At 67.7% G+C, this 12,532-nt stretch carries 9 protein-coding genes and 1 pseudogene; 2 read left to right on the top strand and 8 right to left on the bottom strand.

Features of this window, described 5'->3' with window-relative positions:
- Positions 1-49: 49 nt before the first annotated feature.
- Positions 50-313, bottom strand: coding sequence for a GlsB/YeaQ/YmgE family stress response membrane protein (locus tag C8250_RS08680; protein WP_138353997.1), 264 nt, complete (start codon positions 311-313; stop codon positions 50-52).
- Between the two features lie 100 nt (positions 314-413).
- On the opposite strand from C8250_RS08680, the pseudogene C8250_RS44800 reads away from it, so the two are divergent.
- A pseudogene (locus C8250_RS44800) lies at positions 414-598 on the top strand (IS630 family transposase); the annotation flags it as partial.
- 26 nt (positions 599-624) lie between these two features.
- On the opposite strand, the gene C8250_RS08675 reads toward C8250_RS44800, so the two are convergent.
- From C8250_RS08675 to C8250_RS08665, 3 genes are all read right to left on the bottom strand, one after another.
- A complete protein-coding gene (locus tag C8250_RS08675) occupies positions 625-1,386 on the bottom strand; it encodes a class I SAM-dependent methyltransferase (protein ID WP_138354031.1) in 762 nt (253 codons plus the stop codon).
- Between the two features lie 370 nt (positions 1,387-1,756).
- Positions 1,757-2,974 (bottom strand): permease, encoded by a 1,218-nt coding sequence (locus tag C8250_RS08670; RefSeq protein WP_138354030.1) that lies wholly within the window; start codon positions 2,972-2,974, stop codon positions 1,757-1,759.
- Between the two features lie 579 nt (positions 2,975-3,553).
- Positions 3,554-4,135 carry a DUF4142 domain-containing protein gene (locus C8250_RS08665; RefSeq protein ID WP_244809032.1) on the bottom strand — a complete coding sequence of 194 codons (582 nt, stop codon included), beginning with the start codon at positions 4,133-4,135 and terminating at the stop codon, positions 3,554-3,556.
- Between the two features lie 851 nt (positions 4,136-4,986).
- Here C8250_RS08665 and C8250_RS08660 point away from each other — a divergent pair.
- Positions 4,987-5,841 (top strand): AfsR/SARP family transcriptional regulator, encoded by an 855-nt coding sequence (locus tag C8250_RS08660; RefSeq protein WP_244809031.1) that lies wholly within the window; start codon positions 4,987-4,989, stop codon positions 5,839-5,841.
- A gap of 79 nt (positions 5,842-5,920) precedes the next feature.
- On the opposite strand, the gene C8250_RS08655 is transcribed toward C8250_RS08660, so the two are convergent.
- The 4 genes from C8250_RS08655 to C8250_RS08640 all read right to left on the bottom strand — a co-directional run bounded on the left by C8250_RS08655 (position 5,921) and on the right by C8250_RS08640 (position 12,524).
- Entirely contained in the window at positions 5,921-7,948 is a 2,028-nt protein-coding gene (locus C8250_RS08655; protein ID WP_244809030.1) for an MMPL family transporter, read from the bottom strand.
- Between the two features lie 172 nt (positions 7,949-8,120).
- Positions 8,121-8,438: a RedY protein gene (locus tag C8250_RS08650; protein WP_138353994.1), complete on the bottom strand. Its 318-nt coding sequence runs from the start codon at positions 8,436-8,438 to the stop codon at positions 8,121-8,123.
- A 19-nt stretch (positions 8,439-8,457) separates the two neighbouring features.
- Positions 8,458-9,615, bottom strand: a complete 1,158-nt coding sequence (gene redW / locus C8250_RS08645) for an L-prolyl-[peptidyl-carrier protein] dehydrogenase (protein ID WP_138353993.1) — start codon at positions 9,613-9,615, stop codon at positions 8,458-8,460.
- Positions 9,612-12,524, bottom strand: a complete 2,913-nt coding sequence (locus tag C8250_RS08640; RefSeq protein WP_138353992.1) for a polyketide synthase — start codon at positions 12,522-12,524, stop codon at positions 9,612-9,614. Before C8250_RS08640 ends, redW begins: the two co-directional genes overlap by 4 nt.
- Positions 12,525-12,532 lie beyond the last annotated feature (8 nt).

Genomic DNA, 12,532 nt, shown 5'->3' with positions numbered 1-12,532 from the left:
GTTGCACAGCCCCGCCGTGTCATGCATCTGTAGGTCACTCCCGAAGGACTCAGCGGCGTGCCTTGGCCCGGTCCAGGGCGGCGATGCCAACAGCGGCCAGGGCGATCTGGATGATCCATTCGATCCAGTCGACGCCCTTGGTGTCGTCCACCTTCAGCGCATGAGCGATGGCGGCACCGATGAACGCCGCCACGATGCCGACCAGAATCGTCCAGACGACCCCGACGTGCTGCCGGCCGGGCACGACGAGCCGGCCGATGATGCCGATGATGAGGCCGATGACGATGGCGCTGATGATGCCTGAGATCTCCATGACGTCCTCTCCTTGACGAAGCTCCTGTGGCCACGTCTGCCCGCCACCACCGCGGGCACGCAGTTTGGGCATCGGGCAATCCATGCGCTGCTCGGCTTGGCGCCGCAAAGGAATCGACCCGGCCTGGGCCGCAATCCACTCGATTGTCGGGGGACCGCCCGGACGGCGCCCCGATCCGCGTGATCCTGGACAACCTCGCCGCCCACAACCAATTGGCGCATCCGCCGTTGGGCGGCGAAGAACAGGATCGAGCTGTGCATCCCGCCGGCCTACGCCGCGTGGGCGAAACTGATCCCAGGACCCTGGACAGGTCACGGACCAGTGGCCACCAGCAGATCAACCACGTAGGTCTCTTCCACCGCCTCGTCGGGGAACATTTCGCTCAGTCGTCTGCGCTCCGCGTGGAGAAAGGCACGCCTGTCATCCTCGGCAAGGACAAGGAACGCCGAGCGGCTGCTGATGTTGGCAAGGTGTAGGTCGAGAGAGACCATACGGCTCCATCGCACCTGGCGGCGGGCGACCTGGAGCCCCGTCAGGCCCGCGAGCCGGACAGCTTCACTGTCGTCGGGACGTGCCTGAGAAGTGGGCTTCAGTCCGCAGTGGTGCGCGATCCGCCGGCGCTGCCCACGGATCCAGGGCACATCGAAGGCGGTGGTGTTCCACCAGATCGCGAGCGCACCGCCCGGAAGAAGGACCCGCAGCGCCTCCGGGACCGAGCGGGCAGTGTCGGTCCACTGCCAGGATTGCCCGTAGGCGATGAGGTCGTGGGAGGCGTCCGCGAAAGGGAGAGCGTTGCCGTCACCTCTGACGATCGGCACATCCGGGAGCATGGTGTGGAACTGCGCGGCCATGGCGTCGCCTGGCTCAACGCCGACCACGTGAGCCCCGCGCTCACGCAGTAGAGCGGTGGCGATTCCGGTGCCCGCGCCGACATCAGCGACGCGAGCTCCCGCCAGGGGGCGGGTCATGAACTGCTCGATGAAGTCGAAGAGCGCGGGTGGGTACGAAGGGCGGCTGGCCGCGTACTGGTCAGCGGCCGCGTTGAAGGAATGGGCTCGTGAAATGGCGGTCATCCCCACATCCTCACCCCTGCTCCGCTGACTGCCCACCCCGGTGGTCGTCTCCGGCCACAGCACTGGCGGGGTGACCGAGGGCAGCCGGCGGACCGTGCAGTAAGCAGGCCGGGGCCGCGTCGGAGAGCGGGTCGATGACCAGTGAGCCCACGGTGATATCCAGTTGGGCAAGCGACAGCTGGAACGTCAGCCGACGCGTCGTCGGTCAGAGCGGGTTCGGTATATGCGCCTGTTCCCGGCCGCATGGCCGAGTTCGGACTCCGGGGAAAACCCTGACCCGGGACCCCTACCGGAGCGCATGGCGAGACCGTGCGGGGAGGGGCCTGGGGGGATGTTGGGCCCCGCCCTCAGGTGGGGGCTTCACCGAGGGTTAGCTCTGACCGGGGTGTCCCTGGTGGTTCCCGCTGTTCGGTCTTTGGTTGTGGGCGAGGGTGCCAGGGTGTCCGTGGTGGTCGGTGCCGGGTGGGCCGCCCATCATGCGGAGCATGCCGCGTCCGCCGGTGCGGAGGAATCGGATGAGGAGGGTGGCGGCCAGGAGGAGGAAGGCGATGTTGAGGTAGGTGGTGTAGTTCCAGGTGACGCCTTCCATAGGGAGCTTCGCGTCGGCCTGGTCGGGGATGAGGCCGAGGCCGCCGAAGGCGAATTCCACGATGTATCCAGCGATGACGGTCGCGAGGTAGAAGGTGCCGAGCAGGAACAGCGCCATGCGGGCGCCGTAGTACTTCCGGTAGATGTTGAGGATCGGCAGAATCAAAAGGTCGGCGAAGATGAACGCGACGACGCCGCCGAAGCTGATGCCGCCCTTCCAGAGCACGACCGCGAGGGGCACGTTGCCGATCGAGCAGACGAACGAGGCGATGGCGACCAGCGGGCCGATGACTGGCCCCCAGAGTTTGGATGCCAGCGGATGGCCGTCGAAGAAGAACGTGCGCCAGAACGCGTCGGGCACCCAGGCGGCGACGGCCCCGGCGATCAGCAGGCCGATCACGAGATCGCGCAGAATCGAGGCCCACTCCATGACGAAGACGTGGCTTGTTGAGGTGAACCCTTCACGGGAGAACAAGCGGCGGGCGAAGGAGCCTTCTCGCTGTACGGACATGTCCATCGCGGCATGACCCTCCATGGAGCCGGCCAGCCCGCGGTCGGCTTGCTCGCGTGCCCGGTGCAGGAGTTCGTCGCGCAGGAACAGGCGGAACAGGACCGCCAGTGCGACGATCATGATGGGGCCGCCGACGAATTCGGCCGCGGTGAACTGCCAGCCCATCAACAGTGCCAGGATCACGCCGAGTTCGACGACGAGGTTGGTGGAGGCGATCTCGAAGGCCATCGCGGCGGTGAAGTTCGCGCCCTTGCGGATCAAGGAGCGAGCCAGGGCGACAGCGGCGTAGGAGCACGAGGACGAGGCGGCGCCTAGGCCCGCGGCGATGGCCAGGGTTCGGGGGCGGTCGTCACCCAGCAGGGAGACGACGGTGGACTTGCGGATGACCGCCTGGACCACGGCGGACAGGGCGAAGCCCAGAATCAGGGCCCAGGTGATCTCCCAGGTCATGGAACCGGTGATCGACAGGGCGTGCACTACGGCAGGGATCATCTCTGAAGCCTTCCGACAGAGGCACAACAACGGGGCCACCGACACGGCGCATCCGAGAGGGCGTCGTACGGGTGGCCGAGTGAGGGGCGTTGCCGCGTCGGCGGCGCCCCTCGGCGGTTCAGTCGACGTTCGGGGCCAGGGCGGCGGTGCGGAGTGTTCCCCCCGTCTGGAACTGCAGGAACAGCCGGTTCCGCCGCACCGCCGACCGTGTTCGGGAGCGGATGCTCGGTCGTCCGACATGGTCGCCGAGGTTCGTGAAACCCACGCCGAACATCGCAGGAACTACGGTACGCGTTGCGTCCATCGACGAACTGCGCAGCTTCGGCCACACGGTCACACCGCAAACGGGCCGCGAGGCTGATGCGCGAGAACGGCATCGTCAGCCGTCACCCGCCTAGGAGGAAACGCGTCATGATCCCGGACCGGCTCGCGCTGCCGGCGCCGGATCCGGCCCAGCATAAGTTCAGCGCCGACGCTCCGGATGGAATTGGTGCGGCGATATCGCCCCTGTGCAGGTCGCAGCTACCGGGCTCCACCTCGCCTGCGCAATCGAGCGTCCACACTCCGGGGGTCATCTCATTTGGGAATGGTGGAGGCGACGTCGTCGAGGGTGGCGTCCGTGACCAGGCCGGTGTCCTCCAGGACTTCCATGTGGTCCTGGACGGTGTTGTTGGTCTCGGTTGCCAGTCGCCTCACCAAGGAGTTCTTGGTGGATGCCCGGACCTCGCCAATGGTGATGAACACCTTGCCGTGGGACGCCCGGAGCAGGTCCACGAAGAGCTGGTCGAAAGCGGGGCCGTTGACCTTCTCCAACTGGTTCACCCAGCCTTGCTGTTCGGCTGTCGCCTGGTTGGGGATCGGCACGTTCAGTGCCTCGGAGTCCTCGCGGACCAGTTGGTCGAGTTTGCTGTGACCGTCGAGCACATGCATGCCGGCCCGTTTGATCGCTTCGCTCGACGCGTGTGTCTGGGCCAGTCGGCCTGCCGGCATCTCCCACAGTCCTGCCTGCCGGACCTTGGTGAGGAAGGTCTTGTCCAACGCGGTGACTGCGCCGGTGTTCGCCGCCTGAAGTGCTGCCGGTCCCGTCCCCGCTGCCGGGAGGTTGGCCGAACCGGACTCGTCGGCCGCGCTGTTCTTCTGCGCGAGCCACACGGTCACGATGGCGATGACTGCCAGGAGAGCGACCGCGGTGGCTATCAGGCGGCCACGGCCACTACGGGACGAAGGCCGGGAATTTCGTGAGTGAGACTTCATCATGCCTCCTGGAGTGCGCGACGGGTCACGGGTGCTGTGGTGCCTGAGACCGCTGGGGCACAGGCCACGCTAACCTTTGCACTGAGCAAACAAATGGATTCAGCGACGATGCTCAAAAGCAGGGAGCATGTGGCATTCATCGGATAGGATCCCGCTTCCTTCGGCCACTACGCCGCCGCGGTATGCGTCAGCTTCGTCGTCGGTCCACCGGCCATGACCCGCTTCGCCCGCACGGAGCACCGGCGTGCCCTGGCGGCTCTGAACGCCGCCCGCCGTCGCTGGGTCCGCGCCGGGCACCCACCGGAGTTGAGGATGTCGAAGCCCCGGTCGAACGGAGCGCGACCGAACCCGTGCGATCGCCCGGCGGATGACCGTCCGGTCAGGGTGCCGTCCCGCAGGTGTCGAGCGCCGCCAGGAACTGTCGGCGCAGCTCGGGTCTTCAACGGGGCGCAACGGAGTCCGGACACGGTCGTGCAGCAGCCAGGGACACCGGTTTGCGGCGGTCCGGAGCAACGATCCGCGGAGGCAGGCCTTGGCGGCCTCAATGAACGGTTGAGTCCTCGCGGCCGGTCTCGTCCGGACGTGCAGTGCGGAAACAGCACGGTGGTTGGATGACAGTCAACGACGTGGTCTGCGAGACTCAATTGCTATGGGAGAAGCGGTAGATAGTTGTGTGTCAGTGACCTGAAAGCGACCCTGGGCATTCTGATGGGGCCTCCTGGCAAAATACACCGAGCTTCCGCTGCATGTGATGCATGGCAATTGAAGACGGGGGTTTTATGGAGATCTACATACTGGGCCTGGTGTCCGTTTCTGCGCATGGCGGACGGACTGAGATACGGGCGAACAAGGTGCGCGCCATGCTCGCGACTCTTGCGCTGGACGCGGGAAAGGCGATTGCGCATGTAGAACTGGCTGATGAGCTGTGGTCGGGTCAGCCCGTGGGCAATACGCTCAACGCTCTGCAGGCGACGGCCACCCGCATACGCAAGGTGCTCGATGATTCGGGCAGCAGTCCGAAGAGCCCGACGGTGCTGCGTGCCGTCCGTAACGGGTACCTGCTCGATGTTCCGCCCGCGTGTGTCGACGGCAACAGGTTCCTGGACCTCGCGGCCCAGGGATCCGCGATGTTGCACAACCAGCCGGAACAGGCCTTGGAACTGCTGCAGTCCAGTCTTGAGTTGTGGCGCGGCCCGGCGCTGCTGGACGCGGGCGACGGTCTGCGGTGCCGTGGAGCCGCCGCTCTCTACGACGAGCGTCGGATGACCGTGTGGGAAGACCTGATCAGCGCTCGGCTCGCCGTCGGTGACGAGCGCCAGGCGATTTCGGAGCTCCAACAACTCACTGCGCAATACCCGTTGCGCGAGCGGTTCTGTGAACTGCTGATGCTCGCGTTGTACCGGACCGGCCGACAGGGTGAGGCGCTGGACGTGTTCCAGACGACATGGCGCCGGCTGGACGAGGAGCTGGCGGTACAGCCGGGAATCCCGCTGCAGCGTCGGCACGCCGAGATTCTGGCCCAGGACCCGGCGCTCACCGACCCGTCAGCCGTGTGGTCCGGGCACCGGGCACCGGGCGCCCGCGGACTCGACCTGCTGAGGGCCCCCTGACCTCGGGTTCCACAAGCCATGGGCGCGACTACGGATGGCGGCAGAGCCGCCATCCGTAGGCAGGTCCCCGGGCTATGGGTCAGGTGACCGGTTCGTCGCGCTTGTGGCGCAGCGGGTGCGGCCACCAGATGTGCCGTCCGATGTCCAGGTTGAGGGCGGTGACCATCACCGACCGGACGATGAAGGTGTCCAGAAGGATGCCGAACGCCACGGAGAAGCCGAGTTCGGCGAACTGCGTCAGAGGAAGCGTGGCCAGCACCGCGAAGGTACCCGCGAGAACCACCCCCGCCGACGTGATGACCCCGCCGGTCGCGGCGAGTCCGATCAGGGTCGCGGGACGGGTGCCGTGCTTGGCCGTCTCCTCCCGGATCCGCGTCATCAGGAAGATGTTGTAGTCGATGCCGAGGGCGATCAGGAAGACGAACACGTAGAGCGGATAGGAGTTGTCCTCGGCGCCGAAGTCGAAGATGTGCCGGAAGACGAGGGCACTGACACCCAAGGTCGCCGCACAGGACAGGACCACGGTGGCGATCAGGAGCAGCGGGGCGACGACGGCCCGTAGGAGCAGCACCAGGATCAGGAGAACCACCGCCAGCACGATGGGGGCGATGAGGTTGCGGTCCTGCCTGGTCGCCCGTTCGACGTCGAGCTTGAGTGCGGTGTCGCCGCCGACCTGGGCATGCGATCCCGGTACGGAATGCACTGCGGTACGAACACGGTCCACGGTCCGGTAGGCCGCGCCGCTGTCGGGCGGGTCGGTGAGCGTCGCCTGCACATAGGCGAGATCGCCCTTGACCAGCGGCTGCGTCACACTGGCCGGTTCGATGCCGTTGACGGTGAGCAGCGTCCTGCGTACCTCGCCCGCGCCTTGCGCGGTGCTGGTGACGACGAGGGGACTGCCCAGCCCGGCTTCGAAGTGCTGCGCGAGGGCGGTCTCCCCGGCCACCGAGTCCTGGTGGGTGGTGAACGCCTCCTTGTTGGACAGGCCGCTGGAGTTCAGTTGGACGATTCCCACCGCCGTCGCGGCAAGGACCAGTGCGGTCACGACCCAGGTGAGCCGCGGCCGGCGCGCGATCCGGTTGCCGATGGCGGCCCAGCGGCCCGTCGTGGCAGGCTCCGTCGTGCCGTACTGCGGTTTGGCGGGCCAGAAGATCCACCGTCCGACGGTGACCATCAGCGCGGGGAAGAGGGTCAGCATGACGACGGCGCCCACCACGATGCCCACGGCGAAGACCGGGCCCAGGCCCTTGGTGGAGTTCATGTCGGCGAGCATCAGGCAGATCATGCCGACCGCGACGGTCGAGGCGCTGGCGATGATGGCGGGACCCGACCTGCGCAGGGCCACGGCCATGGCCTCGTGGCGGTCGCTGTGGCGGCCGAGTTCCTCTCGGTAGCGCGCGATGAGCAGGAGCGAGTAGTCCGTGGTGGCGCCGAAGACGAGGATGGTCAGAATCCCGGCGCCGTCCGCGCTGACGGTCAGTCCCGCGTGTTTGGCGAGGACGTAGATGGCGGCCTGGGCTCCCGACAGGGACACTCCCGCGGAGACGATCGGCAGCAGCCACAGCAAGGGGCTTCGGTACGTCACCAGCAGGATCACGATGACGACGGCAAGGGTGGAGAAGAGCAGCGTCGTATCGATGCCGCCCACGGCCTTGCTGAGGTCGGCCTCGTCCCCTGCCGGCCCGGCGATGTGCGTCTCCAGGCCGGCCGCGTCGTGCTGGGCTGTCTTCCGGAGCGCTGCGACGACGTCACCGGCTTTGCTGAAGGTGTCGGGGCCGAGGTTCAGCGGGACGGTGACCTGTGCGGCGGTGCCGTCCTTGGCCGCGATGGGGCCGATGACGGGACCGTCCAGGTCCGTGCGCTGACCGAACACCTTGGCGTCAGCCGCCATCTTCGTCCGGTCGGCGTTCGTCAGACCCGAGGCGCGTTGGTACACGATGACCGCAGGGGCCGTGTACGGCGAGCCGAACGCCGCTTGGGCGTTGAACACCTGCGTCGATTCCGCGCTCTTGGGCAGTGAGGACTCGACGTCGTTCTTCTCGACCCCGGAGAGCTTGCCCGCGTACGCCGCGGTCACGGCGACCAGGACCAGCCAGAAGGCGATCACGATGTACTTCGTGCGGCGTCCGGTGATCCATGCGGAGAGCGACCTCTTCCGAGCGGATCGGACACCGACGAGCGCTTTCGAATTCTGGGGGGAATTTCCTGGCATGGCTGAAGCCTTTCCTGATCGTCGTCATACTTCGACGCTTCCGGTGCCGGTGGGCTTGGGGGGTGGCCTACGCGGCGAGATAGCCGGGTTCGATGGGCTGTCCCACGAATTCGTCGACTACCGAGGCCATTTCGGAGAATCCGAGGGCGAGCCGGCGGAATACGCTGGTCTGCGTGTCCCGCTCGAAGGCTTCGCGGCTGCTCACCCAGATGATCTCGAAGAAGTGGACCTGAGCGGTGGGAGATCGGGAGACGTTGTGCACGGTGAAGGCGTTCACACTGGGCAGTTCGGCGCAGGCGGTGTAGTCGGTTTCCCGTACCCAGGCCTCGAAGTGCTCCGGACTGGCACCCGGGTGCAGACGAATGGGGTGAAAGATTACTTCCATTGGTGTCCTCCGTACCGAATCAGTGCCGCCGGATCGGGCGGCTTAGGCCCATGGCGCGGGCGATGTTGTTCTTCTGGATCTCGTTGCTGCCCGAGAAGATGCGCGACGGCAGCGCGTCCCGCAGGAACGTCTCGGCCTCGCCGTCGAGGACCCCGACTGCTCCGCGCAACTGGACGGCGTCCAGCCCGAGTTGCACCGCCGCCTCGCTCACGGCGAGCTTCGCCAATGCCGGAGGCGTCTCGTCCTCACTGCCGCGGGCCAGCCCGGAGGCCGCCTTGTAGAGCAGCAGCCGCGCTGACTCCAACCGCAGGGTCATGTCCACGATGCGGTGGCTGACCGCCTGGAAGGAGCCGATCGGAACGGTGAACTGCTCGCGTTCCCTGACGTAGCGAATGGTGGAGTCCAGCACGCGGCGCATCGCGCCGAGGTACGCGGCGAACAGGCAGGTGCGTTCCCAGTTCATCGAGGACGAGAACACGCCGGCCCCCGTTCCCTCGGCTCCCAGTACCTGGTCGGCGGGGACGGCGCAGTCCTCGAGGTGCACGTCCGCCGTGGGGGAACCGCGCAGGCCGACCTTGTCGTAGGGCCGGCCGACGGTCAGTCCGGGAGTTCCCGCTTCGACGATGAACGAGGTCAGGCCGAAGAAGCCGGCGCCGGGCTCGGTGACGGCCTGGACGACGAACACATCGGCTACGGGGGAGTTCGTGATGAAGCACTTGTCACCGTTGAGCACGTAGTGGTCACCGACGCGTCGGGCTCGGGTGCGCAGATTCAACGCGTCGGATCCGGCGTCCGGTTCGGTGATCCCGTGTGCCGCTATGTGTTCTCCGGAGCTCAGGCCCGGCAGCCAGCGTTTCTTCTGGTCCTCCGTCCCGAAGGCGGATATCGGCATGAGGCAGGCGAAGAGGTGGGCGGCGACGGAGAATGCGAAGCCGGTATCGGTGCAGCCCTCGCCGAGCGCCTCCATGAGAGCGGCGGCAGTTACCGCGTCCAGTCCGCCACCGCCGTACTCGGTCGGGACCGTACTGCCCACGAGGCCTTGGTGCCCGGCCAGTTGCCAACGGGAGCGGAACTCGTCGGAGTCGAAGCCGGTGGTGGTGGCGCAGAGCTTCTTCCGTGAGAACAGTGCCACTGCGTCGTACATCTCTTGGGTGGCGGGGTCGAAGTCGAAGTTCATCGTGATCCGTCCAGGTGTTCCTCTACGAGCAGGTGATAGTTGATTCCGCCGGTGCCGAACGAGCTCACGCCCGCGCGGCGGGGCCGGCCGGGCGGAGCGGGCCAGGGTGATGGTTCGGTGGCGATCACGGCAGGGATCGCCGCGAGATCCAGTGCCGGGTTGACGGTCCGGAGGTTGACGTTCGGCGGCAGGGTCTTCTCCCGGATGGCCAGCAGCGCGCGCAGCAGCCCTGCGGCGCCGGCGGCGGCGAAGGTGTGGCCGAAGAAGGACTTCGCGGAGCCGATCCGCAACGGGCGGGTCCGCTCCTGGCCGCCGTACACCTGGGCGGCAGCGGCGATCTCGACGCGGTCCCCGACCTGGGTTCCGGTTCCGTGCGCCTCGAGGTAGTCGACCGCGGCCGAATCGAAGTCCACTTGGCTGAACGCCTGCCGCATCGCGGCGGCCTGGCCCGCGGTGTCGGGCGCGATCAGGGACTTGGCGTCGTTGGAGGCGCCGACTCCTCGCAGTAGACCGAGGATGACATCGCCGTCGCGCACTGCGTCCGTATGCCGTTTGAGGAGGAACAGCGCGCAGCCGTCGCCCGGTGTGAACCCGTCGGCGCCGGCGTCGAACGGGGTGATCCTGTTGTGAGACAGGAGCCCCAGGGAGGAGCAGAGCACCATGTCCCGGGCGTTGCAGGCCAGTTCGACTCCTCCGGTGACGGCATACTCGACCGCGCCGGAGCGCAGCGCGCTGACAGCGACATCGAGCGCGGCCAGCGAGGACGCGCACGCCGCTTCCACCGCGATGGGCAGGGCGTCCAGGTGGAACTCGTTGGCGATCAGTGCCGCCACGCCGCTCGCGAGGTAGCCGTCGAGGTCGGCGGGGGAGAGGGGCTGGTCCGTGGGGCCGTACCGCTCGCGAACCTCTTCGGTCAGTGCCGCCTTCTCCGCTGCGGACAGGTGGGCGAGTGTGCTGAGGTCACGGACCTCGGCCGCCAACGTGCCCAGCGCGCGTTCGGCGTTCAGCCGGCGCTCCCTGGTCAGGCCCAGGTTGCTGCCGACCACGATCAGACCAGGGCCGGTGAGCGGGCCCGCAGAGCGACTGCGTTGTGGGAACAGTTCGCTGGCGACGGTCAGGGCGACGCGCTGAGCGGCGTCCATGGCCGCGTAGCGCAGCGGAGTGATGCGGAGTTGCGGAGGCGGCGCCTCGGGCAGCGGGACGTGGCCGCCCTGATCGGTGTAGCTGTGGGTGAGGCTGAGGGCGCCCTCGGCGAAGTGCAGCTCCCTGTCGAACCGGGACTCCGGTACCGGGCCGATCCGGTCCCTGCCGGACAGGGTGGTGCGCCAGAAACTCTCCGCGTCCGGCGAGCCGGCGAAGTATGCGCCGGCGCCGATCACGGCGATCGGTTCGGCATCCCGCGTCCGGGCGCGCGGCGGAGGCGGTGGTGCGGTACGGGCCGGTCGGCGTGCGTCGTGTTCCTCCAGGACCAGGTGGACGAGTGCACCGGTCAGTGACGCTCCACCGACGGCGGCGCGGCGAGGGCCACCCGATACGCCGGGAGGCCAGTTCCGGAGGGTGGGGGAGAGGTGGAACGGGGTGCCGGTGAGATCCAGTTGCGGAGTCGGGTCGGGCGCCCAGTGCGGGGGGATTCTGCGGTGGTAGAGGGCCAGGGCGACTTTGGTGAGGCTGGCCAGTCCGGCGTTGGCGAAGGTGTGGCCCAGCCGGTCCCGGACACTGCCCAGCGCCACCGAACCCGCCGGCATACCGTTGAACTGCCGGTTGAGGGACGCTATTTCACTCTCGGTCTCGCGGCTGATGCCGGAGCCGGCGCACTCCACGTACTGAATCGATTCCACCGGCACCCCAGCGGCCCGGTAGGCCGCCGAGACGGCTTCGTGGCGGTTGCCGACGGAGGTGGAGTAGCGGAAGGTCCCGGGGCGGGAGTCGTACCGTTGGGAGCAGTCGAGGATCGACGCGTAGATGCGGTCCCCGTCCTGGACCGCCGACGAACGGCGTTTGAGCAGCAGGGCGCCGACTCCCTCGCCGAGCGCGAAGCCGCGGCCGTCGGCCGCGAAAGGATGAGTGCCGGGTGCCAGCAGGCCCTTCGCCGCCAACGCGTCAGTGAGCAGGCCACTCTCCTGTAACTGGCCGGCGAGGACGAGTACGGCGTCCGATACTCCGCCTCGCAGGCTGTTGAGGGCGTGCCAAATACCGATGAATGACGTGACGTCGGCGGATTCCAAAGCCAGGGTGCGGCCGCGGAGTTTGAAGACGGTGGCGATCCGGGCCGGAATGGTGCTGGCCATCTCCCCGACTCGGTCGTGCGGCGATCCGCCCATGCGCCGGGCCAGGACCGACCGCAATTCCCTGCCGGTCTCGGCGGAGTTGCGGCGGGTGGCGCCGCGCGGAGCGGCGGCGGTGGCGTTCTCCAGCTCCCGGACGTACCGGCCGGACTCGATGCGCAAGGCGTTGGCGTACTGCCGGTCGAGGCCGAAGCACGTTCCCGCGATCACGTCCGTCCGGTCGGTCTGCAGGGGCCGTTCCGCGTAGCCCGCGTCGGTGAGGCACATGCGGGCTGTTTCGAGCATCAGTGTTTGCAGCCGCGTCATCGACTTCGACTGTGCGGGCGGGATCCCGAAGCGGGCGACGTCGATGGCCGTGCTGTCGAGCACAGGGGCGGGATCGGCCGGGTCGAACGGTTGCGTCTGCCCGCAGTGGTTCCACCGGGCGCCGTGCTGCGGACCGGAGCCCGCCGCTCCACCGGGGGCCGGGATCGCGCAGCCGCAGTGCAGAGACGTGGCCTTCATCAGGTCCCAGTAGGCGTCGGTGCCGCGGGCCTGCGGATACAGCGCCGCGATGCCCACAATGGCGATGGGCTCGCGCGCGTCTGTCGCCTGGCTGCGATGGGCTTCCGACTCGGAGGTCATGATGCGGC

This window comes from Streptomyces sp. So13.3, assembly GCF_005860785.2.
Lineage (GTDB): Bacteria > Actinomycetota > Actinomycetes > Streptomycetales > Streptomycetaceae > Actinacidiphila > Actinacidiphila fildesensis.
This window is presented reverse-complemented; position numbering and strand designations above follow the sequence as displayed.